The organism is Sphingomonas sp. GW821-FHT10F09 (assembly GCF_058809195.1).
In genome coordinates this window covers 252,809-277,781 of sequence record NZ_JBXASI010000005.1, presented here as the reverse complement: position 1 = coordinate 277,781, position 24,973 = coordinate 252,809, and the positions used below count along the sequence as shown (strand labels likewise).

29 protein-coding genes are annotated in these 24,973 nt (G+C 69.5%); 20 read left to right on the top strand and 9 right to left on the bottom strand.

What is annotated here, in order from left to right; translation table 11 throughout:
- Positions 1-167: 167 nt before the first annotated feature.
- Positions 168-575, bottom strand: a complete 408-nt coding sequence (locus AC1RTO_RS16335; protein WP_493161848.1) for an NUDIX domain-containing protein — start codon at positions 573-575, stop codon at positions 168-170.
- Positions 576-646: 71 nt separating this feature from the next.
- On the opposite strand from AC1RTO_RS16335, the gene AC1RTO_RS16330 reads away from it, so the two are divergent.
- Together AC1RTO_RS16330 and AC1RTO_RS16325 are read left to right on the top strand one after the other, a co-directional pair.
- Positions 647-2,317 carry a GGDEF domain-containing protein gene (locus tag AC1RTO_RS16330; protein ID WP_493161847.1) on the top strand — a complete coding sequence of 557 codons (1,671 nt, stop codon included), beginning with the start codon at positions 647-649 and terminating at the stop codon, positions 2,315-2,317.
- A 64-nt stretch (positions 2,318-2,381) separates the two neighbouring features.
- Entirely contained in the window at positions 2,382-2,576 is a 195-nt protein-coding gene (locus AC1RTO_RS16325; protein ID WP_493161846.1) for a hypothetical protein, read from the top strand.
- 248 nt (positions 2,577-2,824) lie between these two features.
- On the opposite strand, the gene AC1RTO_RS16320 is transcribed toward AC1RTO_RS16325, so the two are convergent.
- A complete protein-coding gene (locus AC1RTO_RS16320; protein WP_493161875.1) occupies positions 2,825-4,183 on the bottom strand; it encodes an NAD-dependent succinate-semialdehyde dehydrogenase in 1,359 nt (452 codons plus the stop codon).
- 76 nt (positions 4,184-4,259) lie between these two features.
- Between AC1RTO_RS16320 and AC1RTO_RS16315 the strand changes: the two genes are divergently transcribed.
- The 9 genes from AC1RTO_RS16315 (at position 4,260) to AC1RTO_RS16275 (ending at position 12,903) form a co-directional block, all read left to right on the top strand.
- On the top strand, positions 4,260-4,499 hold the full coding sequence (locus AC1RTO_RS16315) for an exodeoxyribonuclease VII small subunit (RefSeq protein WP_293873731.1): 240 nt from the start codon (positions 4,260-4,262) through the stop codon (positions 4,497-4,499).
- 4 nt (positions 4,500-4,503) lie between these two features.
- Positions 4,504-5,406, top strand: coding sequence for a polyprenyl synthetase family protein (locus AC1RTO_RS16310; RefSeq protein WP_493161845.1), 903 nt, complete (start codon positions 4,504-4,506; stop codon positions 5,404-5,406).
- A gap of 10 nt (positions 5,407-5,416) precedes the next feature.
- On the top strand, positions 5,417-5,923 hold the full coding sequence (coaD, locus tag AC1RTO_RS16305; protein ID WP_293873727.1) for a pantetheine-phosphate adenylyltransferase: 507 nt from the start codon (positions 5,417-5,419) through the stop codon (positions 5,921-5,923).
- Positions 5,924-6,134: 211 nt separating this feature from the next.
- A complete protein-coding gene (locus AC1RTO_RS16300) occupies positions 6,135-6,860 on the top strand; it encodes a peptidylprolyl isomerase (protein ID WP_493161844.1) in 726 nt (241 codons plus the stop codon).
- Entirely contained in the window at positions 6,857-7,888 is a 1,032-nt protein-coding gene (gene queA, locus AC1RTO_RS16295) for a tRNA preQ1(34) S-adenosylmethionine ribosyltransferase-isomerase QueA (RefSeq protein ID WP_493161843.1), read from the top strand. The genes AC1RTO_RS16300 and queA overlap by 4 nt, the downstream gene beginning before the upstream one ends.
- Before the next feature lie 2 nt (positions 7,889-7,890).
- A complete protein-coding gene (locus AC1RTO_RS16290) occupies positions 7,891-8,346 on the top strand; it encodes an EF-hand domain-containing protein (protein WP_493161842.1) in 456 nt (151 codons plus the stop codon).
- 61 nt (positions 8,347-8,407) lie between these two features.
- Positions 8,408-9,544, top strand: a complete 1,137-nt coding sequence (tgt, locus tag AC1RTO_RS16285) for a tRNA guanosine(34) transglycosylase Tgt (RefSeq protein ID WP_493161841.1) — start codon at positions 8,408-8,410, stop codon at positions 9,542-9,544.
- Between the two features lie 2 nt (positions 9,545-9,546).
- Positions 9,547-9,735, top strand: coding sequence for a hypothetical protein (locus AC1RTO_RS16280; RefSeq protein WP_493161840.1), 189 nt, complete (start codon positions 9,547-9,549; stop codon positions 9,733-9,735).
- Between the two features lie 336 nt (positions 9,736-10,071).
- A complete protein-coding gene (locus tag AC1RTO_RS16275) occupies positions 10,072-12,903 on the top strand; it encodes a M16 family metallopeptidase (protein WP_493161839.1) in 2,832 nt (943 codons plus the stop codon).
- Between the two features lie 328 nt (positions 12,904-13,231).
- Here AC1RTO_RS16275 and AC1RTO_RS16270 read toward each other — a convergent pair whose 3' ends face one another.
- Positions 13,232-13,642 (bottom strand): EF-hand domain-containing protein, encoded by a 411-nt coding sequence (locus tag AC1RTO_RS16270; protein WP_493161838.1) that lies wholly within the window; start codon positions 13,640-13,642, stop codon positions 13,232-13,234.
- 133 nt (positions 13,643-13,775) lie between these two features.
- Between AC1RTO_RS16270 and AC1RTO_RS16265 the strand changes: the two genes are divergently transcribed.
- From AC1RTO_RS16265 to AC1RTO_RS16255, 3 genes are read left to right on the top strand one after another with little or no spacing between them, the layout of a single operon-like run.
- The gene (locus tag AC1RTO_RS16265) at positions 13,776-14,993 is read left to right on the top strand and encodes an argininosuccinate synthase (RefSeq protein ID WP_493161837.1); all 1,218 of its coding nucleotides are present in this window, start codon (positions 13,776-13,778) and stop codon (positions 14,991-14,993) included.
- Positions 14,994-15,020: 27 nt separating this feature from the next.
- Entirely contained in the window at positions 15,021-15,386 is a 366-nt protein-coding gene (locus AC1RTO_RS16260) for a hypothetical protein (RefSeq protein ID WP_493161836.1), read from the top strand.
- 9 nt (positions 15,387-15,395) lie between these two features.
- The gene (locus AC1RTO_RS16255) at positions 15,396-17,027 is read left to right on the top strand and encodes a hypothetical protein (RefSeq protein ID WP_493161835.1); all 1,632 of its coding nucleotides are present in this window, start codon (positions 15,396-15,398) and stop codon (positions 17,025-17,027) included.
- Here AC1RTO_RS16255 and AC1RTO_RS16250 read toward each other — a convergent pair.
- From AC1RTO_RS16250 to AC1RTO_RS16235, 4 genes are all read right to left on the bottom strand, one after another.
- Entirely contained in the window at positions 17,008-18,150 is a 1,143-nt protein-coding gene (locus AC1RTO_RS16250) for a GNAT family N-acetyltransferase (protein WP_493161834.1), read from the bottom strand. The genes AC1RTO_RS16255 and AC1RTO_RS16250 overlap by 20 nt on opposite strands.
- Positions 18,151-18,217: 67 nt before the next feature.
- On the bottom strand, positions 18,218-18,682 hold the full coding sequence (locus AC1RTO_RS16245) for a RidA family protein (protein ID WP_493161833.1): 465 nt from the start codon (positions 18,680-18,682) through the stop codon (positions 18,218-18,220).
- A 67-nt stretch (positions 18,683-18,749) separates the two neighbouring features.
- Positions 18,750-19,373: an HAD family hydrolase gene (locus AC1RTO_RS16240; protein ID WP_493161832.1), complete on the bottom strand. Its 624-nt coding sequence runs from the start codon at positions 19,371-19,373 to the stop codon at positions 18,750-18,752.
- Positions 19,370-19,645 carry a DUF3572 domain-containing protein gene (locus AC1RTO_RS16235; RefSeq protein WP_493161831.1) on the bottom strand — a complete coding sequence of 92 codons (276 nt, stop codon included), beginning with the start codon at positions 19,643-19,645 and terminating at the stop codon, positions 19,370-19,372. The genes AC1RTO_RS16240 and AC1RTO_RS16235 overlap by 4 nt, the downstream gene beginning before the upstream one ends.
- Positions 19,646-19,681: 36 nt before the next feature.
- Between AC1RTO_RS16235 and AC1RTO_RS16230 the strand changes: the two genes are divergently transcribed.
- A complete protein-coding gene (locus AC1RTO_RS16230) occupies positions 19,682-20,044 on the top strand; it encodes a response regulator (RefSeq protein ID WP_493161830.1) in 363 nt (120 codons plus the stop codon).
- A gap of 304 nt (positions 20,045-20,348) precedes the next feature.
- Here the strand turns inward: AC1RTO_RS16230 and rpmG are convergent, their stop codons facing one another.
- The gene (gene rpmG / locus AC1RTO_RS16225; RefSeq protein WP_254289072.1) at positions 20,349-20,516 is read right to left on the bottom strand and encodes a 50S ribosomal protein L33; all 168 of its coding nucleotides are present in this window, start codon (positions 20,514-20,516) and stop codon (positions 20,349-20,351) included.
- Positions 20,517-20,692: 176 nt separating this feature from the next.
- On the opposite strand from rpmG, the gene AC1RTO_RS16220 reads away from it, so the two are divergent.
- The 4 genes from AC1RTO_RS16220 (at position 20,693) to AC1RTO_RS16205 (ending at position 22,443) form a co-directional block, all read left to right on the top strand.
- A complete protein-coding gene (locus AC1RTO_RS16220) occupies positions 20,693-21,028 on the top strand; it encodes a hypothetical protein (RefSeq protein ID WP_493161829.1) in 336 nt (111 codons plus the stop codon).
- Between the two features lies 1 nt (position 21,029).
- Positions 21,030-21,596, top strand: a complete 567-nt coding sequence (locus AC1RTO_RS16215; protein WP_493161828.1) for a TMEM165/GDT1 family protein — start codon at positions 21,030-21,032, stop codon at positions 21,594-21,596.
- A gap of 110 nt (positions 21,597-21,706) precedes the next feature.
- Positions 21,707-22,198, top strand: a complete 492-nt coding sequence (locus AC1RTO_RS16210) for a Dps family protein (protein WP_493161827.1) — start codon at positions 21,707-21,709, stop codon at positions 22,196-22,198.
- Between the two features lie 59 nt (positions 22,199-22,257).
- Entirely contained in the window at positions 22,258-22,443 is a 186-nt protein-coding gene (locus AC1RTO_RS16205) for a DUF1328 family protein (RefSeq protein WP_293873700.1), read from the top strand.
- Positions 22,444-22,465: 22 nt separating this feature from the next.
- Here the strand turns inward: AC1RTO_RS16205 and AC1RTO_RS16200 are convergent, their stop codons facing one another.
- Positions 22,466-23,266, bottom strand: a complete 801-nt coding sequence (locus AC1RTO_RS16200) for a metallophosphoesterase (protein WP_493161826.1) — start codon at positions 23,264-23,266, stop codon at positions 22,466-22,468.
- Between the two features lie 68 nt (positions 23,267-23,334).
- On the opposite strand from AC1RTO_RS16200, the gene AC1RTO_RS16195 reads away from it, so the two are divergent.
- Complete coding sequence (locus tag AC1RTO_RS16195; protein WP_493161825.1) at positions 23,335-24,951, top strand: cisplatin damage response ATP-dependent DNA ligase; 1,617 nt, start codon at positions 23,335-23,337, stop codon at positions 24,949-24,951.
- The last annotated feature ends 22 nt before the right edge of the window (positions 24,952-24,973 follow it).

Sequence of the window (24,973 nt, the reverse complement as noted above, 5' to 3'; positions counted from 1 at the left end):
GGTGTCGCAACGGGCCGGACCGGCGACGGTCTGGCCCGGTTTCGTTTCGGGCTCGGCGCGGTGGGCCTATGGCATCGCCGGCCGGTCGTCCCTGCCCTCACCTTGTCGCCGCCTGCGGCGTCTCTTCCCTCTCCCGGCGGGAGAGGGAGGGGCGGAGCTGGCCCAACCTATTTCGTCCGCAGCGCCGCCAGGGCGATGCGGGTCGGCGTGGTCAGGTCCGCGGGGAGCGCGTCGAGGGCGAACCAGGCGGGGCCGTTGTGCTTCGCGGGTTCCCGGTTGTGGGGCGTGCCGGTGAAGTCGTGCACGCGATAGACCGGCGCGACCCAGTGCGTGCCGCCGGCACGGTCGATCTGGTCGACGAAGCACAATAGCTCGGCCGCGCCGACCGTGATGCCCAGTTCCTCCGCGACCTCGCGGCGCATCGCCGCCTCGGCGGTTTCGAACAGGTCGATCTTGCCGCCCGGCAGGCCCCAGCATCCCGCCTCCGGCGGGGTCAGCCGGCGCAGCAGCAGCAGGCGCCCCTCCATCACGATCGCCGCGCCGCAGCCGGCCCGCGGCTCCCCCTGTCCCGTCATGCGTCCCTCCCCTCCCCGATAGCTGCCGGATCGTTTACCAAATCGTTGCCAACACGCGCTATGGCGACGCCATGCCGATAGGGCTTTCGATCCGGCGCGTCGTCGCCCTCCTGCTGCTGATGCTGGCGAGCGTCGCGGTCGCGCCGGCGCATGCCGCGACGGGCGCGCCGCTGCGCGTCTGCATCCGGCAAGCGCTACCCGGCCAGGACGCGGCGGCGATGTTCGCGCACGCCGACCGGTTCGACTGCACGAGCCGGCAGACCGACCACGGCCGCGGCGACTATTGGGCGCTGTCGCAGCCGCTCCCGGCCGCGACGCCGCCGGATGCGCGGGTGCGCCAGGCGAGCCTGTGGCAGGACCGGGTGACGCTCTACGTCCGCTACGCCGACGGGGCGATCCGCCATGTCGGCTTCACCAGCGCGACCACCGGCCGGCACCTGATGCTCGGCGCGATCGTCCAGCTCGTCCTGCCGCCGCACCATGCCCGCCCGGAACGGTTGCTGTGGCATATCGAGGGCTCGCTCAACCGGCGCGGCATCCTCGTCAGCCCGACGATCGTCGATTCGCGCACCGCCGCCCGGACCGAAGTCGAGATGGCGGCGCTCTATGCGGCGTTCGCGGGCATGTGCCTGTCGCTGCTGATCTACAATCTGGCGCTGTGGGGGGCGCTGCGGCGGGCGTTCCAGCCGGCCTATTGCCTGATGGTGCTGTGCCTGCTCGGCTATGCGACCTGCTCGTCCGGACTGATCGGGCAGATCACCGATATCGACAACAACGACCGGCAGCGGCTGGGCTATGCGCTGCTCGGCTGGTCGGCGGCGGCGGCGATGGTGTTCGCGCGCGCGTTTCTGGAGCGGCGCGTGTTCGACGGCTGGCTGCGGCCGTACACCACCGTCGTCACCGTGTTCCTGCTGCTCGCCACCGGCAGCTATGCGGTGCTGTCGCCGCGCTATTCGGACATCACCGATCCGCTGAGCACGACCGGCTATGTGCTGTTGCTGAGCTGTCTGGTGCCGGTGCTGGTCCGCGCGTGGCGGCGGCGAAGCAACTACCTGTGGGTGTTCGCGCTCGCCTGGGGCGCGCCGGTGCTGCTGGCGGGAATCCGCGTGCTCGCCGCGCTCAACGTCATCGGCTGGCAATTGTGGATCGACAATTCGACGCTGCTCGCGATGGCGCTGGAGGCGGCCTTTTCGTCGCTCGGCGTCGCCTATCGCATCCGGCTGCTCAGCCTCGAGCGCGACGCGGCACGCGAACAGGAGATCGCCGCGCGCCTGCTCGCCGCGACCGATCCGCTGACCGGCCTGCTCAACCGCCGCGCCTTTCTGGACGATGCGATCGGCCGGATCGAGGATCACCAGCTGATCCTGATCGACATCGACCATTTCAAGACGATCAACGAAACCATCGGCCATGACGGCGGCGACGAGGTGCTGCGCGTCATCGCCCGCGCGCTGCGCGCCGGTGCGCCGCCCGAGGCGCTGGTCGCCCGCGTCGGCGGCGAGGAGTTCGCGATCCTCGTCCCCGCCGACCGGCCGCTCGACGCCCATGCGGTGCTCGACCGGCTGCGCCACGAGCGGATGCCGTTCGACCTGACCGTCACCGCCAGCATCGGCACCTGCATCGGCCCGATGACGCGCGAAGTCGACTGGAAGGCGATGTACCGCTGCGCCGACCGCGCGCTGTTCGAGGCGAAGGCGGCGGGGCGCGACCGGGTCCGCAACGGCGTCGCGATGGCGGCCTGACGCGGGCGGCTGGCGGCGGCGCCGGCGATCTGCTATCGGCGGGGCCTCGGGAGGGGACAAGGCAATGATGCAGCGTCGGAAACTGGCAATCGCCGCGCTGGCCGGACTGGCCATCGTCGCCGCGCGCCATCCCACGCCGAACATCAGCCTGCTGACCCACGATATCGGCGACCCGCGACCGCACCGCGTACAGGCGGCGATCGACCTGGGGCTGGTCGGGATCTCAATACTCTACACCTGGACCGCGCGCCGCACCTGACCGGTCGAGGGCGACGGATACTCGGTGTTCGGACGGACGCTCTCCCTTCGGGTCAGGCAGGAAAAGGGGATTTCGCGCAGAGGCGCGGAGGACGCAGAGATGTTGCGCGTAGGGCGGCGTCGCCATTTCATCGCCCCGATGTGATGGGGGATCGGCGGTGCGGCGATCGTGTCCCCTCTGCGTTCTCCGCGCCTCTGCGCGACCTCATCCGTCCGACGCCGCGCCTGCATCGGAGAGACATCGCCCCGTCAGCCGAACACCGTCTTGAGGTTCATGAATTCGTGCAGGCCGTACGGCCCGAGTTCGCGGCCGTGGCCCGAGCGCTTGATGCCGCCGAAGGGCGCGCCGGGGCTGGACGCGAGCATCGCGTTCACCGCAATCATCCCCGCCTCGATATCGCGCTCGAACCGGGCGCGCTCGTCCGGATCGTTGGTCCAGACCGACGATCCCAGCCCGAAGGGCACGTCGTTGGCCAGCGCGATCGCGGCGTCGATATCGGCGGCGCGGAACACCATCGCGACCGGGCCGAACAACTCTTCCTGCGCGGCGGGATGGTCGATCGGCACGTCGACCAACACGCCCGCCGACATATAGGCGCCCTTTCCCGGCAGCGCCTCGCCGCCGAACAGCAGCCGGCCGCCGGCGCGCTGGATCGCGTCGAGCTGGTCGAGCGTGGTGCGGCGCTGTTCCTCGCTCGACAGCGGCCCCATGTCGGTGGCGGCGTCCATCGGGTCGCCCGCCGTGACCGCGCGCATCGCCGCAGAGAATCGGTCGAGGAAGGCGTCGTAGATATCGGCATGGACGATCATCCGCTTGGCGCAGATGCACGACTGGCCGGTGTTCTGCACCCGCGCGGTAACCGCCTGTTTCACGGCCGCGTCGAGATCGGCGGAGGGCATGACGATGAACGGGTCCGACCCGCCAAGCTCCAGCACCACCTTCTTGAGGTTGCGGCCGGCGGCTTCGGCGACCTTGATCCCCGCGCCCTCGCTGCCGGTCAGCGTCACCGCGACGATGCGCAGGTCGGCGATCAGCGCATCGACCTTGTCGCTCCTGATCGCGAGGTTCTGGAACAGCCCCGCCGGCGCACCGGCGGCGACGATCATCCGCTCGATCGCGTCCCCGCACCCCTGCGTCAGCGAGGCGTGCTTGAGCAGCCCGACGTTGCCGGCGAGGATCGTCGGCGCGGCGAAGCGCACGACCTGCCAGAAGGGGAAGTTCCACGGCATCACCGCCAGCACCGGCCCCAGCGGATGCCAGCGCGCGGTGGCGGTGCCCGACGGCGTCTCGAACGTCGCCGGGGCCAGCATCGCCGGGCCTTCCTGCGCATAGTGACGGAAGGCGGCGGCACATTTCTGCACCTCCGCGATCGCGGAGGCCAGCGTCTTGCCCATCTCGCGCGTCGCGATTTCCGCCAGTTCGCGGGCGTTCGCCTCGAACCGTTCGGCGATCCGTTCGAGCAGCGCGGTGCGTTCTGCCAGGGAGGTCGTGCGCCAGGCGGCATAGGCGGAAGCGGCACGCGCGACCTTCTCCTCCAGTTCGGCGGCGGTGAGTTCGGGGATGCCGGCGCCGGCGGCACCGGTCGCGGGATTGATGCTGGTGAACATATCGGCCCAACGCGCGAGGAAACCGGGGCGATCCCGGTTCTTGCACCCGCCCCGCCCCTGCCGCATAGCACGCACCATGGATAATCCCATCGAGAGCCTGTCGTTCGAGGACGCCCTGAAGGAACTGGAACGCATCGTCGGCCGGCTGGAAAGCGGCGAGGCGACGCTGGACGAATCGATCCAGCTGTACGAGCGCGGCGACCGCCTGCGCCAGCGGTGCGCCGAGCGGCTCGACGCCGCGCAGGCCCGGATCGAGGCGATCCGCCTCGATGCCGAGGGCAAGGCCGCCGGCACCCGCCCCTTTGCCGCGGCCTGATTCGATGCAGGCAGGGCCATACGCCGGGCTGGGCGATGCGATGGCGGCGGTGTCGGCAGACATCGATGCGCGGTTCGACCGCCTGCTGCACGTTCCCGACGATCCCCGCGCCGATCTGTACCGCGCGATGCGCCATGCCGCGATCGGCGGCGGCAAGCGGCTGCGTCCGCTGCTGCTGTGCGCCACCGCCGATTTGTTCGGCGTGGCGCGCGACTGCTCGGGCGAGGTCGCGACCGCGGTGGAGGCGATCCACGTCTATTCGCTGATCCACGACGACCTGCCGGCGATGGACGACGACGACCTGCGCCGCGGCAAGCCGACGGTGCACAAGGCCTATGACGAGGCGACCGCGATCCTGGCGGGCGACTGCCTGCACGCGCTGGCGTTCGAGGTGCTCGCCGATCCCGATACGCATCCCGATCCCTTCGTCCGTGCCGAGCTGGTGATGGAACTCGCCCGCGCCTCGGGCCCCGGTGGCATGGCGGGCGGGCAGATGATGGACCTCGTCGCCGAGCGCATGACGTTCGACCTCGCCACCGTCACCCGGTTGCAGCAGATGAAGACCGGCGCGCTGATCTCGGTGTCGGTCGAGATGGGCGCGATCCTCGGCCGCATCCCGCCGGAGGGGCGGACGGGGCTGCGCGGCTATGCGCACGACCTCGGCCTCGCCTTCCAGATCGCCGACGACCTGCTCGACGCCGAAGGCGACGAGGCGGTGGCGGGCAAGAAGCTGCGCAAGGACGAGGGCGCGGGCAAGGAGACGTTCCTGTCGCTGCTCGGCATCGAGCGCGCCCGCGAACAATGCCGCATGCTCGTCGACCAGGCGGTGCAGCATCTCCATGCCTACGGGCCGGAGGCGGACGTGTTGCGCGCCGTCGCGCGCTACGTGGTCGAACGGGACCATTGAGGGGAACGACATGAGCGAGCGGATCGGCGTCTATCCCGGCACCTTCGACCCCGTGACGCTGGGGCACATGGACATCATCCGCCGCGGCGCCAAACTGGTCGACCGGCTGGTGATCGGGGTGACGACCAATCCGTCCAAATCGCCGATGTTCACGATCGAGGAGCGGATGGCGATCGTCCGCCGCGAGGTGGCGGACGTGCCGGGCCGGATCGAGGTCGTGGCGTTCGATTCGCTGCTGATGGACTTCGCCGAGCGCGAGGGCGCGAAGGTCATCATCCGCGGCCTGCGCGCGGTCGCCGACTTCGAATACGAATATCAGATGGCCGGCATGAACCAGCAGATCAACCCGCGCGTCGAGACGGTGTTCCTGATGGCCGACGTCGCGCTGCAACCGATCGCCAGCCGGCTGGTCAAGGAAATCGCGCTGTTCGGCGGGCCGATCGGCAAGTTCGTGACGCCCGCCGTGTGCGAGGAGGTCGTCGCCCGGGTCGCGGTGATCGGTCGCAAGGGCAGCTGAACGCGGGATCGCGCTGCGTACGGCTCACGTCGCCCCCCCGAATACCCCCGTCACCCCGGAACGGGTCCGGCGTTACGGGACGCGTGCGGGGCGCTTTCGTGCCTTACCGCACGCTCCCCGGCGATCCCGCCGCATTGCCGCCACGATGTTCAGTTTGGTGCAACCTGCGATTTGCTCTAAGCCGCCCGGCATCACCTAGGTTGGGAATTCCATGCGTCCGTTCGCCCGTTTGTTCGCGCTCCTGCTGTGCCTGTTCACCGTCCCTGCGCTGGCCGCGTCCGCATCGGCCCAGACCGAGGGCGGCTATGCGAACCGGGCGACGCCGCCGCTGACCACCGACAAGGAGAACCTGTGGCTGCTCGACCTGTCGGACGGTGGCCGGGTGACGATCTGGCTGCGCCCCGACGTCGCGCCCAAGATGGTCGAGCGGATCAAGACGCTGACCCGTCAGGGTTTCTATAACGGCCTGCCCTTCCACCGCGTCATCGACGGCTTCATGGCGCAGGGCGGCGACCCCAAGGGCGACGGCACCGGCGGTTCGACGATGCCCAACGTCAACGCCGAGTTCAATTACCTGCCGCACGTCCGCGGTGCGGTGTCCGCGGCGCGCGCCGACGACGAGAACAGCGCCAACAGCCAGTTCTTCATCGTCTTCCAGCCGCGGCTCAGCCTCGACAAGAAATATACGGTGTTCGGCCGGGTGATCGACGGCATGCAATATGTCGACGCGATCCAGCGTGGCGAGCCGCCGGTCGACCCGACCAAGGTGATCCGCGCCTATATCGCCGCCGACAATCCCCCGCCCTACACCCCCGCCGTCGCGCCCGCGCCGGTGACGCTCGGTGCGCCGGTGACGCTGCCGGGCAGCAACCGTCCGGCGGGCAAGGCCGTGCCCAAGCGCGCGCCGGCCGCCAAGGCGCCCGCCCAGCCCAAGTGAAGGTCGACCTCTTCGATTTCGTCCTGCCGCCGGAGCGTATCGCGCTGCGGCCGGCGGTGCCGCGCGACGCCGCGCGCCTGCTCGTCCTCGACGGGGCGGCGACGCACGACGCGATCGTGCGCGACCTGCCCGGCCAGCTGCGCGCCGGCGACTGCCTCGTCTTCAACGACACCCGCGTCATCCCCGCGCAGCTCGAGGGCCGTCGGGGCGAGGCGACGATCGGCGCGACGCTGCACAAGCGCGAGGGGCCGCGCCGCTGGCGCGCCTTCATCCGCAACGCCAAGCGGCTGCGCGACGGCGACCGGATCGATTTCGGCCGGGACGTCGCCGCCACCGCCTCCGACCGGGCGGAAGACGGCAGCTTCGCGCTCGACTTCGCCGGCGACGAGCCGGTCGAGCTGCTGCTCGATCGCGCCGGGCGCATGCCGCTGCCGCCCTATATCGCCGCGAGGCGCCCGACCGACGCGCAGGATGCGGCAGATTACCAGACGATGTTCGCCGCCGAGCCCGGCGCCGTCGCCGCGCCCACCGCGGCGCTGCATTTCACCCCCGAACTGATCGCCGCGCTGGCGGCGCAGGGCATCGCGCACGAGACGCTGACGCTGCACGTCGGCGCCGGCACCTTCCTGCCGGTCAAGGCGGAGGACACCGCCGATCATCGCATGCACGCCGAATGGGGCCGCATCGACGCCGCCACCGCCGACCGCCTCAACGCGGTGCGCGCCAATGGCGGCCGCGTGATCGCGGTCGGCACCACCTCGCTCCGCCTGATCGAGAGCGCCACCGGCGCCGACCGCATCATCCGCCCGTTCGCGGGCGACACCGCGATCTTCATCACGCCGGGCTACGCCTTCCACGGCATCGACGGGCTGCTGACCAACTTCCACCTGCCCAAATCGACGCTGTTCATGCTGGTATCGGCGCTGATGGGAAGAGAACGGATGCAGGCCGCCTATGCGCATGCGATCGCCGACGGCTATCGCTTCTACAGCTATGGCGATGCCTCGCTGTTGCTGCCATCGTCGTGAGCATGTTGCTCGCCCTCCTCCTGCAAGCCGCCGTGCCGGCCGCGCCCGCGCTGCCGGTCGGGCCGGGCCAGCCGCCCGCGACCTTCGTCGTCGAGCCGGTCGGCATGGCGATCGCGGGCTTCGATGCGGATGGCGACGGACGGACCAGCCGCGCCGAGATGGAGGCGGGCCTGCGCCGCAGCTTCGCCGCGATCGACGCCGGCAACGGCGGGTCGATCGGCTATATCGCCTTCGCCGACTGGGCGGAGCGCTGGCTGGGCGACCGCAATGCACTGCCGAGTCCGTTCGAGGTCGACGCCGACGGCGACAACCGCATCACGCTGCCCGAACTGCAGGCCGCGTTCGCGCGCATCTTCGCGCGGCTCGACGTGGACAGGGACGGCAGCCTCAGCCGCAAGGAGCTGTTGACCATCCGCGCGATGGCCGGCCGGCAGATGGGGCCGCGCGGCAAGCGCTGACGCCCGCGGCGTCAGCCGACGCTCGACACCGCGCGCCGGCTTCGCCAAAGCGCTCGGGATCATGCCCCCCCGTTTCGCCTTCACCATCGCCGCCACCGACGGCCGCGCCCGCACCGGCACCATCCAGATGCAGCGCGGCACGATTCGCACCCCCGCCTTCATGCCGGTCGGCACCGCCGCCACGGTCAAGGCGATGAAGCCCGCCGACGTCGCGGCGAGCGGCGCGGACATCATCCTCGGCAACACCTATCACCTGATGCTGCGCCCCGGTGCCGAGCGCGTCGCACGGCTCGGCGGGCTGCACGCCTTCATGGGCTGGGACCGGCCGATCCTGACCGATTCGGGCGGCTATCAGGTGATGAGCCTCGCCGACCTGACCAAGCGATCGGAAGAGGGCGTGTCGTTCAAGTCGCACCTCGACGGCACCCGCCACCTGCTCAGCCCGGAACGCTCGATCGAGATCCAGCGGCTGCTCGGCTCCAACATCGTGATGGCGTTCGACGAGCTGGTGCCGACCACCTCGACCCGCGAGGTGCAGGCGGCGGCGATGGAACGGTCGATGCGCTGGGCGAAGCGGTCGCGCGACGCCTTCGACGCCGGCGGCGCGCATGGCGCCAACAACGCGATCTTCGGCATCCAGCAGGGTGCGCTCGACGAAGGGTTCCGCAAGGCGTCGGCGGATGCGCTGATCCACATCGGCTTCGACGGCTATGCGGTCGGCGGCCTCGCGGTCGGCGAGGGGCAGGAGGCGATGTTCGGCTGCCTCGACTTCGCGCCCGCGCAGCTGCCTGCCGACAAGCCCCGCTATCTGATGGGCGTCGGCAAGCCCGACGACATCGTCGGCGCGGTCGAGCGCGGCATCGACATGTTCGACTGCGTCATGCCGACGCGGTCGGGGCGTACCGGGCAGGCGTTCACGCGCAGCGGCCCGATCAACCTGCGCAACGCGAAGTTCGGCGAGGACCAGGGGCCGCTCGACCCCGCCTGCGACTGTCCGGTGTGCGCGACGTGGAGCCGCGCCTATATCCACCACCTCGTCCGCGCCGGCGAGATCCTCGGCGCGATGCTGATGACAGAACACAATATCCGGTTCTACGAAGCCTTGATGGCTGACCTGCGCGGGGCCATTGCAGCGGGAGAGTTGACCCCGTTCGCCGATGCGTTCCGCGCACGCTATCACCGGGGCAAGGGAGAGTGAGCATGTCAGACCAGCCCAACGAAATCCTCGAAGCCGCCGCCGCCGCCAAGGCGCAGCAGGACGCCGCCGCCAAGGCGCGCAGCAAGGTGAACCGAAATCACTGGCCGATGCGCATCATCGGCGTCGGCATCGGATCGGCCGCGGTGGCGGCGGCGGTGCTGTTCGCCAATTCGGGCAAGAAGAAGGACTGACGGGCGCGGGGTTCGGCGCGAAGGCGCGAAGAAGGCGGGTTCACGCGGAGACGCGGAGACGCGGAGGGGGTCAGGCGTGCGGCGCAGCCGCCATCTCGTCGCTACCGTAGTCCCCGCGGAGGGCCCGAGAATGGATCGAGCCTGCGGCGGCGAACGCCACACCTCCGCGTCTCCGCGTCTCCGCGCGCGCCCCTCCTTCTCTTCGCGGCGTCGCGGCTTCGCGTGAACCCCGCTCCACCCTTACGAACCCAGCCCCCCACGCCCCCGCATTGACACCACCGCGCCACTCCGGTTCAACTACGGGCATCCTTCCCGCTGAGCCGGAGCCTTCGATCCATGCGCCTCGTTCGTGCCGCCCTGTTGCTCGGGGCCGCGCTGCTGCCCCTGCCCGCCGTCGCGCAGACGACCACGCCCACGGCAGCCGCGGTCAAGCCGATCGCCTATACCGAACGCACGCTGGCGAACGGCCTGCGCGTCTATGCGCTGCGCGACACGACGACGCCGAACGTCGCGGTGCAGGTCTGGTACGACGTCGGGTCGAAGGACGATCCGCAGGGCCGGTCGGGCTTCGCGCACATGTTCGAACATCTGATGTTCAAGGCGACGCGCAACCTCGTCAGCGAACAGATGGATCGCCTGACCGAGGACGTCGGCGGCTATAACAACGCCTCGACCAACGACGATTACACCAATTATTTCGAGGTCGTTCCCGCCAACCACCTGCAACGGCTGCTGTTCGCCGAGGCGGACCGGATGGCGAGCCTGGTCGTCGAGCCGAAGAGCTTCGCCTCCGAGCGCGACGTGGTGAAGGAGGAATTGCGCCAGAGCACGCTCGCCCAGCCCTATGGCAAGCTGTTCTCCACCTATCTGTCCGCCGCCGCCTATACCACGCACCCCTATGCGCGCTCGACGATCGGCAGCATCGAGAATCTCGAGGCGGCCTCGATCGACGACGTCCGCGGCTTCCACGCGACCTATTACCGGCCGGACAATGCGATCCTCGTCGTGTCGGGCAATTTCGACGCCGGGCAGCTCGATGCCTGGATCGACCAGTATTTCTCCCGGATCGCGCGGCCGGCCACCGCGATCCCGCGCGTCACCGTCAAGGAGCCGCCGCGTACCAAAAAGGTGAGCTACACCGTCTACGAACCCAACACGCCGCTCCCCGCGGTGCTGATGAGCTGGCACGTCCCCGCCGACCGCGAGGCGGACATTCCCGCGCTCAACGTGCTCCAGACGATTCTGTCGACCGGCGAGAGCAGCCGGCTGTACGAAAGCCTCGTCTATCGCGACCAGCTGGCGCAGGACGCCTCGTCGTTCCTCGACAGCAAGCAGGGGACGGGCAATCTGATCGCCTATGCGATCCTTGCCGGCGGCAAGACCGTCGACCAGGGCGAGGCGGCGCTGAAGCGCGAGATCGCCCGTTTCCGCGATGCGCCGGTGACCGCCGCCGAGCTGGCGGAGGCGAAGAACGAGATCCTGACCGCCGCGATCAAGAGCCGCGAGACGGCCGAGGGCAAGGCGCGCATCCTCGCCAGCTCGGTCATCATCGACGGCGATCCCCGCGCCGCCGACCGCCAGCTTGCGGCGATCGCACAGGTGACCGCCGCCGACGTGCAGCGCGTCGCCCGCCGGTATCTGGGCGAGAACCAGTCGGCGACGATCCGCTATTTGCCCGACACCGCCAAACCGGCCGGCAAGACCGGCGACACGATCGCAGTCGCGACCACCGTGCAGACCACGCCGCTGCGCGCGCCCGCGACCATCGCGATCGTCACGCCCGCGCCCGAGGGCCAGCGTATCCAGCCCCCCGCGCCGGCCGCACCGATCAAGGCGAACCTGCCGCAGCCGGTGGAGACGCGCCTCGCCAATGGCCTGCGCGTCATCACCGTCGAGCGCCACGACCTGCCGATCGCCACCGCCTATCTGGTGTCGACAGGCGGGCAGGCGCTCGACCCGGCGAACCGCTCGGGCGTCAGCAGCCTCGCCGCGACGCTGATGACCAAGGGGACCGCCACGCGCTCCGCCACGCAGATCGCGCGCGAGATCGAAAGCCTCGGCGGATCGATCGGCAGCGGCGCGGCCTATGGCGGCGGTTCGGTCGAGGTGACGGTGAAGTCGGACCAGCTGGCGCCGGCGATGACGATCCTCGCCGACGTCGCGACGCACCCCGCCTTCGCCGCGGACGAACTGGACCGCGCGCGGGCGCAGCAGGTCGATTCGGTGACGGTCGCGCTGAAGAACCCGGCGCAGCTCGCCGCGATGGTCGCCGATCGCGCGGCGTTCGGCGGCGCCGCGTTCGGCGCGCCGGGCAGCGGCACGCCCGCCTCGCTCAAGGCGATCACCCGTGCCGACGTTACCGCCGCCTATGCGCGCACATGGCGTCCGGATCAGGCCGCGCTGATCCTGGTCGGCGACGTCACGCCGGCGCAGGCGAAGACGCTCGCCGAGGCGCAGCTGGGCGGCTGGCGCGCCGCCGGTGCCGCGCCCATGGCGGCGGCGACCGCCACCGCGTTGCCCGCCCCGCGCACGATCGTCGTCGACATGCCCGGCGCAGGCCAGGCAGGCGTGGTCGTCGAACGGCCGGCGATCGCACGGTCGGATGCGCGTTACTATCCGTTCTCGGTCGCCAATACCGTGCTCGGCGGCGGCTTCTCGTCGCGGCTCAACCAGGAAATCCGCATCAAGCGCGGCCTCGCTTATGGCGCGTCGAGCGGCGTCGATGCGGCCCGCGAGATCGGCAGCATCGCCGCGCGGACGCAGACCAAGAACCAGACCGCGGCAGAGGTGGTGACGCTGATGACCGCCGAAATGGCGCGACTCGGCACCGCGCCGGTGCCGGAGGCGGAACTTGCCACGCGCAAGGCGGTGCTGGTCGGCAGCTTCGGGCGGACGGTGGAGACCACCGGCGGCATCGCCGGCATCCTCGGCGAATACGTCCTCGACGGCGTGACGCTGGACGAGCTGCAACGCTACACCGCGAAGGTCGAGGGCGTCACCCCGGCATCGGTACAGTCAGCGGCGGCGGCGCTGCTCGATCCGCAGGCGGCGAGCGTCGCGGTGGTCGGCGACGCGAAGCAGTTCATCGCCCCGCTGAAGGCCGCCCGCCCGGGCACGGAAACGCTGACCGAAAGCCAGCTCAACCTCGACAGCCCGACGTTGAAGTAACCACGCACGCCCATTCCCCGGCGAAGGCCGGGCCCAGTTGCGAAAGGCTTGATAACGGAGCGATGCCCGTCGTCATGACCGTTCCGCAACTGGGCCCCGCCTACGCCGGGGAACGAGATGGTTCGCGTCGTTAAAGGCCCCGCGCCTAGGGATGGAAACGCCGGCTAAGGGCCCGCTCGGCCTCGACAGTGCGACGTTCCAATAGCAGCGCAGCCTGTTTCCCGGCGAAAGCCGGAGCCCAGTTACGGAACGCACGGTAACGAAACGATGCCCGCCGTCATGATCGCTCCGCGACTGTACCCCGGCCTTCGCCGCGAATGCGGACGCGTCAGCGCCCCGTCGGTCCCGCCGCCGGGCCGACGACCGCGGCGCGCGCGGCGGCGCGTTCGTCGAGGCTGACGACGCCGTCATGGTTGGTGTCGTAGCGCGAAGCGAGCGCGCGGAAGAGGCCCTGCATCTCGATCGGCGTCACCTTGCCGTCGTGGTTCGCGTCGGCGGTGTTGAACCAGGCGCCGCTGATCGCCTTGGCCTTGCCCGGCGGCATCTTGGCCTTGCCGACATCCATCCGCGCGACGCGCGCGTCGATCTCGGCCCGGGTCAGCACGCCGTCCTTGTTGGCATCGGTCTTGTCGAACTCCGCCCGGATCTTGGGATCGACCTTGTCCGCCGCCGACACCGGGGCGGCAGCCAGCATCAGGACGGGCATCAGGGGCAGAGCGGCGAACAGCGGACGGAACATGACGTCTCCGGAAGAAAGGGGATTCGGGCCGGCCTAGCCGGTCGGCGCTAAACCCCCGGTGAACGCAGACGTTGCGCCGGCGGACGCAGGCGCCTAGGGGCGCGGCCATCTCCTCACGATCAAGGATGCTGCCGTGACCGATCAGATCAACCGTGTCGTTCTCGCCTATTCGGGTGGGCTGGATACGAGCGTGATCCTGAAATGGCTGCAACAGACCTACCAGTGCGAGGTCGTCACCTTCACCGCCGATCTCGGCCAGGGCGAGGAGCTGGAGCCCGCCCGCCAGAAGGCGCAGATGGCCGGCGTCAAACCCGAGCACATCTTCATCGACGACCTGCGCGAGGAATTCGTGCGCGACTACGTCTTCCCGATGATGCGCTCGAACGCGCTGTACGAGGGGCTGTACCTGCTCGGCACGTCGATCGCGCGCCCGCTGATCGCCAAGCGCCAGATCGAGATCGCACGCATGGTCAATGCCGACGCGGTCAGCCACGGCGCGACCGGCAAGGGCAACGACCAGGTCCGCTTCGAACTCGGCTATTACGCGCTGGCGCCCGACATCAAGGTGATCGCGCCGTGGCGCGAATGGGACCTGACCAGCCGCACCCGGCTGATCGAATTCGCCGAACAGCACCAGATCCCGGTCGCCAAGGACAAGCGCGGCGAATCGCCCTTCTCGACCGACGCGAACCTGCTGCACACCTCGTCCGAGGGCAAGGTGCTCGAAAATCCGTGGGATGAGGTGCCGGACTATGTCTATTCGCGCACCGTCAATCCGGAGGACGCGCCCGATACGCCCGAATATATCACGATCGATTTCGAACGCGGCGACGGCGTCGCGCTGAACGGCGAGGCGACCAGCCCGGCGACGCTGCTGACCAAACTCAACGACCTCGGCCGCCGCCACGGCATCGGCCGCCTCGACCTCGTCGAGAATCGCTTCGTCGGCATGAAGAGCCGCGGCATGTACGAAACGCCGGGCGGCACCATCTATCACCTCGCGCATCGCGGCATCGAGCAGATCACGCTCGACCGCGGCGCCGCGCACCTCAAGGACGAACTCGCGCCGCGCTATGCCGAGCTGATCTACAACGGCTTCTGGTTCTCGCCCGAACGCGAGATGCTGCAGGCCGCGATCGACCACAGCCAGGCGAAGGTCAGCGGCACCGTCCGGCTGAAGCTGTACAAGGGCGGCGTCTATATCGTCGGCCGCAAGTCCCCGAATTCGCTCTATGCCGAGAAGGTGGTGACGTTCGAGGACGACCAGGGCGCCTACGACCAGCGCGACGCCGCCGGATTCATCAAGCTCAACGCGCTGCGCCTGCGCCTGCTCGGCCGCCGCGACGCCTGATCCCTTGGGGGAGGTGGAAGCTCGGCGATGGCCGCGCTCGCGACGCTGCCGCCCGGCACAGTGATGGCGCCGGTCGACGCCGGTGCATGGGCGCTCGCCGCGACCCGCCACCGCGTGCTCGCCGCGCCCTATCACCGCAACACCGCCGGCACCCTCGCCGCCTATCGCTTCTATGCCGTCCCGCCGGCGCAGGCGGTGCGGATCGCCGCGGCGTTCCACGTCGACTATGTCATGGCCTGCACCGGCCTGCCCGGAGCCGCCGATCCGGCCAGCGCCGCGGCGGCGCTGACCCGCGGTCGCGGCCTGCCCGGCTTTGCGCGGCGGAGCGTTGCGACGGACGGAACGACGATCTTTGCGCGACAACGCTTGTCGGGGGCGGTCCCCACGCCTTAAGGCGGTCGGATGCAGGGGCATAAGCTGCACTGGTGGCAAACGCGGTGGTTCGTCGTGGCGGTGGTGATCGCCACGGTGATCCCGTTGCTGTATCCGGCGATCCCGCCGCTGGTCGACCTGCCCGGCCATATCGGGCGCTACCGCGTCCAGATCGACGGCCCGGCCTATCCGTGGCTGGCGGAATGGTATGATTTCCGCTGGTCGATGATCGGCAACCTCGGCATCGACCTGCTGGTCGAACCGCTCGCGCCGATCTTCGGGCTGGAGCTGGCGGTCAAGCTGATCGTCATGGCGATCCCCGCGCTGACCGTGTCGGGGCTGCTGTGGATCGCGCGCGAGGTGCATGGCCGCATCCCCGCCACCGCCCTGTTCGCGCTGCCGCTGGCCTATGGCTATCCCTTTCAGTTCGGCTTCGTCAATTTCGCGCTGTCGATGGCGCTGGCGCTCAACCTGTTCGCGCTCTGGCTGCGGATGGGGCGGCTCGGCGCGGTGCGGCTGCGTGCAATCCTGTTCGTGCCGCTGTCCTGCGCCTTGTGGGTCTGCCACACCTTCGGCTGGGGCGTGCTCGGCATCCTCGCCTTCTCGGCCGAGATGATCCGCCAGCACGACCTGCGCAAGGATCAGCCGGACAAGACGGGTTGGGGCGGCCACTGGCTGGAGAGCTGGGTGCGGGCCGGGATCGGCTGCCTGCCGCTGGCGCTGCCGTTCGCGATGATGGTGCTGTGGCGCTCGGGCGACCATGTCACCGGCAAGACGATGGACTGGTTCAACTGGCGCGCCAAGGTCGGCTGGGTCATCATGGTCCTGCGCGATCGCTGGATGGCGTTCGACCTTGCCTCGGTGACGGTGTTGTTCGTCATCCTGCTGAAGGGCGTGCGCGACGAGCGGATCGAATATTCGCGCAACCTGCTGCTGTCGGCGCTGTTCCTCAGCGCGATCTTCGTGCTGCTGCCGCGCATCGTCTTCGGATCGGCCTATGCCGACATGCGGCTGGCGCCGTTCGCGCTCGCCATCGCGCTGATCGCGCTGCGGCCGCGCCGCGGCCTGTCGTTCCGCGGCGCGGCGACGCTGGCGGCGCTCGGCCTCGCCTTCTTCGGGGTGCGGCTGGCGGGCACGACGGTAAGCTACTGGCTCTACGCGAAGAATTACGACCGGACGCTCGCCGCGCTCGACCATGTGCCGCAGGGCGCGCGATTGCTGACGATGGTCGGCCGGTCGTGCCGCGACGACTGGGGCTCGACCCGGCTGGAGCATGCCGCGGGCATCGCGCTCGATCGCCGCCTCGCTTATGCCAACGATCAATGGTCGATGGCGGGCGGGCAGCTGCTGACGGTGCGCTACACGCCCGCCGGCCGCTTCGCGCACGATCCGTCGCAGCTGGTCACCGACCGGCGCTGCCGCGGCGAATGGTGGCGCCCGCTCAAGGTCTCGCTTGCCTTCCTGCCGCGGCAGGCGTTCGACTATGTCTGGCTCATCAATCCCGCCCCGGTCGAGCCGGAGTTCCTCACCGGCCTGACGCCGATCTGGCGCAGCGGCCGCGACGTCCTCTACCGGATCGACGACCGCACGCCCGCTGCGGTGGTGCTCGACCCGGCGCTGCTGCCGCCGCGCCGGCGCCCGGTCATGCCCCGCCCTTCCTGAACGGCGCGAGTTCGCTGAGGCAGGCGTGCTCGTGCTCGACCGCGGCGCGCTCGCGGATCAGGAAGTCGCCGACCGCACGCCGAAACCCCGCATCGGGGATGTAATGCGCTGACCAGGTCGGCACCGGCACATAGCCGCGCGCCAGCTTGTGCTCGCCCTGCGCGCCGGCCTCCACAGTCTTCAGCCCGCGCGCGATCGCGGCGTCGATCGCCTGATAATAACAGAGTTCGAAATGGAGGAACGGCACCTCCTCGGTGCAGCCCCAATAGCGACCGTACAGCGTCTCCGCGCCGATCAGGTTGAGCGCGCCCGCGATCGGATGGCCGTCCCGCTCCGCCAGGATCAGCAGCACGCGATCCCCCATCCGCTCGCCCAGCAGCGGGAAGAAGGCGCGCGTCAGATAGGGCTGCCCCCATTTGCGGCTGCCGGTGTCCTGATAAAAGGTCCAGAACGCGTCCCAATGCTCCGACCGGATCTCCGCCCCGGTCAGGTGGCGGATCGTCAGCCCCGCGACCGCCGCCTCGCGCTCCTTGCGGATCGCCTTGCGCTTGCGGCTGGCGAGCGCCGCCAGGAAATCGTCGAACCCCGCGTAACCGTCGTTCGCCCAGTGAAATTGCGTCCCCTCGCGCACCAGCCAGCTCGCCTGTTCGAACAGCGCGACCTGATCGGGCGCGACGAAGGTCGCATGCGCCGACGACAGGCCGTGGCGGTCGGTCACCGCCTCCAGCGCCGCGATCAGCGCCGGTGCGGCGTCGGGATCGCGCAACAGCAGCCGCGGGCCGGGCACGGGGCTGAACGGCGCGGCGACCTGCAGCTTGGGATAATATGCGCCGCCCGCCCGCTCCCACGCATCCGCCCAGGCATGGTCGAAGACATATTCGCCCTGGCTGTGGCTCTTGGCATAGGCCGGCGCGATGCCGATCGGGACGCCGTCCGCATCGTCGACCACGATCGGGATCGGCTGCCACCCCGACCGGCCACCGGTGCTGCCGGACTCCTCGAGCGCGGAGAGAAAGGCATGGCTGACGAACGGATTGGCGGTGCCCGCGCAGGCGTCCCACTGGTCGGCGGGAACGGCGCGGACGCCATCGACGAGGCGGGCGGCAACGGTCGGAGAGGTCATCACCGCCGATATAGGCGCTGCGATGCCGGTTGCGGAGGGGGCGGATGCGTCCCCCTCCGCCGATCGTTCAGGCGAGTTCGATGATCGCGTCGACCTCGACCGCCGCACCCAGCGGCAGCACCGGCACGCCGACCGCGCTGCGTGCATGCTTGCCGGCATCGCCGAACAGCGCGACCATCAGCTCCGACGCGCCGTTGGCGACCTTGGGCTGGTCGGTGAAGTCGCCGTGCGAATTGACGAACACGCCCAGCTTCACGATCCGCTTCACCCGCGACAGGTCGCCGCCGAGGTGCTTCTTCACCTGAGCGACGATCATCAGCCCGCACAGCTTGGCGGCCTCCTGCCCGTCCTCCAAGGACACGCCGTCGCCCAGCCGGCCGGTGACGAGCTGGCCGTCGCGGAACGGCAGCTGCCCCGACAGGTGGAGCATGCCCCCGGCCTCGACCACCGGCACGTAGGCGGCGACGGGCGCGGCGGCTTCGGGAAGCGTGAGGCCGAGCTCTTCGAGGCGGCGATCGAGATGCGTGGTCATGGCCTGTCCTTGGCTATGGAGATGGCGGGCGCTCTACCGGATCGGCGCGGACACGCAAAGCCGCCGCTCAGTCCGCCGGCCGACCCGCGTCGAAGCGCGCCGAGATCCAGTCCGCCGCCTCGCGCCAGTCGTCGATCCGCGCATGTGCATGCGCCGCCGGTGCGACATTGGGCGCCAGCGTCGGTTCGGACACCATGTGCAGCCGATGGACGCCGGGGGCGTGGCGCGACACCGATTCGTGATGGACCGCCAGATCGTCGACGAACACCGTCACCGGATCGCCGTGCTCCGCGACCAGCCGTGCGACCGGATCGCCCTTGCCGCCCTGGTTGCATTCGACCCGGTGTTCGATGCCGAACGCCGCCAGTTGCTCGATCCGCGCGGTCTTGCAGGCGTCGGTGATGTTGGTGAGGATGACGATGTCCGCCCGCTCGGCGAGCCGCGCCAGCGCTTCGGCAGCGTGCGGCACGAGGGTCTGCCGGTGCATCTGCTCTGGAAAGAACCCGCCCAGCATTCCCCACATCTCCTCGCGGCTCGGCACCGCCCCGGTCGTCCGGTGGCGCATGCTGTTGGCGAAATCGGCCCCGTCGGGGGTGAAGTCGATATCGTGCGCCTCGCCCAGCCAGACACCGAAGTGCCGGACCATATGGACCAGCACTTCATCGCAATCGGAAATCAGCAGCGGCTTCATCGGGCCTCCAGGGCAGCATGGGCGGCGACCAGCGCCTCCGGGGAAACGTTCAGCGCGGACGTGCAGGCGACGAGATCGGGCTCGTACGATTCGAGATAGCCGATCACCGCGGCGAGCACCGCCGGTTCGCCGGCGCGGGCGCGCAGGTCGTCGGGGTCGAGCCCGGTGACCGCGATCAGCCGGCTGGCGCGGTCGGGATCTCCGATCGTCCAGACCAGGGCCTGCAATCCGAGCACGTCCGCATCGGGAAGGTTTGTATCGCGCGTGCGCATTGCTATCGTTCCGGTTTGGAAAGGTTGGTGACGCACGTGGCGAAACGGGTGCTCGTTGTCGAGGACAACGAACTCAATCTGAAGCTGTTCTGCGATCTGCTGCGCGCGCACGGCTTCGTTGCCGAGCCGGTGCGCGACGGGCGCGAGGCGGTGGCGCTCGCGCGCGAATTCGCTCCCGACCTCATCATCATGGACATCCAGATGCCGCACGTCACCGGCTATGAGCTGATCCTGGAGCTGATGGCGGACGAACAGCTGCGCACCATCCCGGTGATGGCGGTCACCGCTTATGCCGGGCGCGACGATGAGGAGCGCATCCGCGCGGCGGGCGCGCGATCCTATGTGTCGAAGCCGATCAGCCTTGCGCGGTTCATGGATGCGGTGAACGCGCTGGTGTGATTCGCAGGGGGCGCGATCCGGCCCCCGCGCCGGTCGATGCGGGCCGGACAAACCAAGGGCGGCATCCTCCGAACGAGAATACCGCCCTTGGCCCGTAGTGACGCGATACAGGGCGGCCGGAATGTCCGGTCGCCAGCCGCCGCTATGACGTCCGAAGATGAACGCAATGTGTCCGAAGCCGGGCCCGAACACGGCATCAGCAGCGGCCGTGACACCACATGGCGAAAGCCGCCGGCGCATCCTGCACAGGCGGCTTTCCGGCGATCGCGCAAGCAGCGACGGCGGTCGTGCCGCCGTCGAAGGCTTACTTGATCTTGGTTTCCTTGAACTCGACATGCTTGCGCACGACCGGATCGTACTTGCTGAAGCTCAGCTTCTCGGTCTTGGTGCGCGGGTTCTTCTTGGTGACGTAGAAGAAGCCGGTGTCGGCAGTGCTGACGAGCTTGATCTTGACGGTAGTCGGCTTGGCCATGAGCCCTAATCCTGAAAACAAGGAGAGCGGCAGCACCAACGCCGCCGCTCGATCAGCCGCGGCGCATGGCGGAAACCCGCCGCCAAGTCAACCGCGCACCCCCCGCAAACCGCCTCTTAACCCCCCTCTTACCATTGTAGGCGCAGGTTCGCGCCTGAAAACGATGGAGCGGGACGATGGGGCGGGTGATCGATCGCGAAATGACGCTGATGGAATCGGTGCGGGCGGACCTCGCCGCGCGAATCGCCGCCATCGACATCAAGGCACCCTATAGCGCCGCCCGCGACCTGAAGCCCGACATCAACCAGATTCGCCTGATCGCGCACCGCAACGGGCTCAACCCCGCCGTCACCGTCGCGCATTTCGTCGATTCGGCGCTGTCGCGCGGCGAACATGGCGCACTCGTCCACGGCTGGCTGTCGGTGCTCGGCGATGCCGTGGCGTGCGAGCGGCAGGACGTGCGCGCCTGCGACACCTTCGCCGCCGCCTGTTCGGTGCGGCTGGCGGGCTGACATGGATGCATTGATGGCGGCGCTGGTCGCCGCCGCTCTGGCGCAGGTGGGCGACCGGCCCGCCTGGCTCGCCGCGATCCTGAGCGACCGCTATCGTGCGCCCGGCCTCGTCATTGCGATGGCCGCGCTCGCCCTGCTCGGCGCCGGGCTGCTCGCCGCCGCCGCGGGCGCGCTGCTCGCCCCGCGGCTGACGCCGGAGGCGAAACAGCTGTTCCTCGCGCTCGCGCTGCTGTTCCAGGGCGGCGGCTCGCTGTTCCCGGTCAGGGCGCCCGACCGGCTGGCACGCTGGCGGATCGGGGCGGCCGCGACCAGCTTCGCCGGGCTGTTCATCCTCGCCTTCGGCGACGGCGTGCAGTTCGTCGTGCTGGCGCTCGCCGCGCGGGCGGAGCTGCCATGGCTCGCCGCGATCGGTGCGACGCTCGGTTCGCTGGCGGCGATCGGTCCCGCCGCGATCCTGGGGGAGGCGGGCTGGACCGCACTGCCGCTCGTCGCGCTGCGCCGCGGCATCGCGATCCTGTTCGTCGTCGCCGCGCTCTGGCTCGGCCTCGGCGCGCTCCGGCTGGTCTGAGGCGCCTGATCCAGCCGCTCGATCAGACTGTCGGGCAAAATGCCGGGTGCGCGGTGGAGCATTTCGGCTATCGGATCGTTGCCGCAACGATCCCTTTCCAGGAGTTTTCCATGGCAGACATCAACCCGGCGCTGAACACGCCGACCGACCTCAGCAACACGCGCACCGTGGCGGACGCACTCAACGCCTCGCTCGCCGATTGCTATGCGCTGTATCTCAAGACCAAGAACTTCCACTGGCACGTGTCCGGCCCGCATTTCCGCGACTATCACCTGATGCTCGACGACCAGGCCGCGCAGATCCTCGGAGTCACCGACGCCATCGCCGAACGCGTCCGCAAGACCGGGAACACCACGCTGCGTTCGATCGGCGACATCAGCCGCCGCCAGACGATCGCCGACAACGACAAGGATTTCGTCGATGCCGCGTCGATGCTGGCGGAACTGCGCGAGGACAATCTGAAGCTGGTCGAATCCTTCCGCGTCGTGAAGGACGCGGCAGACGAAGCGAAGGACAATGCCACCAGCGGCATCGTCGACGAATGGACCGACCAGGCCGAGGAACGCGCCTCGTTCCTGTTCGAGGCCAGCCGCAAGGGCTGAGGGAACCCGATGCGTCCTTCGTTCGGTTCAGGTTGGACTCGAACGAAGGACCCCTCGTCATGCTGAAGCTCGCCCTCACCTTTCTCGTCATCGGCCTCGTGCTGGGGCTGCTCGGTTTCGGCGGCATCGGCGGCGCCTTCGTCGGCATCGCCAAGATCCTGTTTTTCATCGCGATCGCGCTGTTCCTGCTGTTCCTCGTCATCAGCCTGGTGGCCGGCAAGGCGGTCAAAAACGCGGTCGACTGACGCGGCACGGCAAGGGGCGGTCTCACCGCCCCCTGACCGTCACCAACCAGAAGTCGGGCGGTGCGTTGACGCGCAAGGGCACGCCGCTCGTCCCCAGCCCGCCGCCGATTACCGACGTCAGGTCACCGCGGCGGACGAGCCCGCACATCAGTCCCGGTTGCCAGAACACGCGGGGCGCCCCGATGATCGGCAGCACGCCCTGTCCGCAATGCGTATGCCCCGCAAACAGTACACCGATCCCCGGTGGCACGTTCAGCGACAGGTCGGGTGAATGCGTCAGGATCACCTTTGCGCCCGGCAGCGGCGCCATTGCCTGTAGCGTCGCGGGCAGATCGTCGTGATGGCTGAACGCATCGCCGACGCCACCAATCGCCAGCGGCCCGCGCTGTACGGCCGCGTTGTCCAGCACGGTGGCCCCTGCCCGTTCCAGCCCCTCCCGGATCGCCTGCGGCACCGACTGGTCGTGATTGCCGAGCACCGCCACGACGCCGAGCGGTGCACGCAGGCGCGACAATGGCCCCACCAGATCCCGCGCTCCGGCCCGCGCCACCGCGACCGCATGGCCCGCGACATAGTCGCCCGCGATCAGCACCAGATCGGGGCCGGCGGCGTTGATCTGCGCGACGATGCGGGTCAACCGCGCTGCGTCCATCGTCGCATTGCCGATATGGATATCGCTGAGCGCCGCGATCGTAACCGGTTGCGCGCCACGCGGCCAGTCGGGCAACACGATCGTCGCGCGCCGCTGGACCGGATCGGCCAGCGCGTTGCGATACCACCATCCCGCCACCGCCAGCGCGATCAGGACCAGCCCCGTAGACATCCACCCGATCGTGCGCATGAGGCATCCGTAACGGGAGCGGATCGAACGCGCCATGCGTTCCCCCCTCCATGCACGCCTTCGCCGCGCTTCTCGATTCGCTCATCTACACCCGCGGGCGGAACGCGAAGCTGAGGCTGATCGTCGATTACCTGCACGCGACGCCCGATCCCGATCGCGGCTGGGCGATGGCGGCGCTGACCGGCGATCTCGACCTGCCCGGCGTCAAGCCGGCACAGATTCGCGCGCTGATCGAGGCGCGGGTCGATCCCGTGCTGTTCCGGATGAGCCGCGACTATGTCGGCGACACGGCCGAGACGGTGGCGCTGCTGTGGCCCCCGCCCACCGCCGCGCCAATCCCCACGCCCGCCGCCGCACCGCTGTCGATCAGCGCCGCGGTCGATGCGCTGCGCCACCTGTCGCGCGCCGATGCGCCCGCGGTCCTCGCCGCGATGCTCGACCGGCTCGATGCCGAGGAACGGTTCGCGCTCCTGAAGATGGCGACCGGGGGCCTGCGCATCGGCGTCTCCGCGCGCCTCGCCAAGACCGCGCTGGCGCAGGCGTTCGGCCTCGACGTCGAGGCGGTCGAGGAGGTGTGGCACGGCCTGTCGCCGCCCTATGCGTCGCTGTTCGCCTGGGCGCAGGGAACCGGCGACCAGCCGACGCCCGCCGACGTCCCCGTCTTTCGCCCGTTCATGCTCGCGCACGGGCTGGAAGATGCGCAGGTCGACCTCGCCGATTATGCTGCCGAATGGAAATGGGACGGTATCCGCGTCCAGATCGTCCATGTCGCCGGCCAGACGCGGCTCTACAGCCGCACCGGCGACGACGTCACCGGCAGCTTCCCCGATGTCGCCGCCGCTTTCACCACCCCCGGCACCGTCGACGGCGAACTGCTGGTCAAGGGGGCGGTACAGGGCGGCTCGCTCGACGCCGAGCGATTCGGCGGTGGCGGCGCCGCCAGCTTCAACGCGCTCCAGCAGCGGCTCGGCCGCAAGACCGTGTCGGCGAAGATGCTCGCCGACTATCCCGCCTTCGTCCGCCTCTACGACATCCTGCTGGATGGCGGCGAGGATTTGCGCGCGCTGCCCTGGACCGAACGCCGCGCCCGGCTGGAGGCGTTCGTCCCCCGCCTCGACCCCGACCGGTTCGACCTCAGCCAGGTGATCGCGGCGGCGAGCTTCACCGAACTCGAGGCGATCCGCGCCGGTGCGCGCGACGCCGCGATCGAGGGCGTGATGCTCAAGCGCCGCGATTCGCCCTATGTCGGCGGCCGCCGCGCCGGCCTGTGGTACAAATGGAAGCGCGATCCGCTGACCGCCGATTGCGTCATGATGTACGCACAGCGTGGCAGCGGCCGCCGCTCGTCCTATTACAGCGACTATACCTTCGGCTGCTGGACCGAGGAGGGCGAATTGCTGCCGGTCGGCAAGGCCTATTCGGGCATCACCGACGAGGAATTGCGCATGCTCGACGGCTTCGTCCGCCGCCACACGCTCAACCGCTTCGGCCCGGTGCGCGAGGTGGAAAAGACGATGGTGCTCGAGATCGCGTTCGATTCGGTCCACAGCTCGACCCGGCACAAGTCCGGCATCGCCATGCGCTTCCCGCGCATTGCCCGGATCAGGACCGACAAGCCCGCCGCCGAGGCGGATCGGGTCGAGACGCTCAAGCGGCTGGTGACCTGAGCGCAGGCCATTGCTGCGGAGC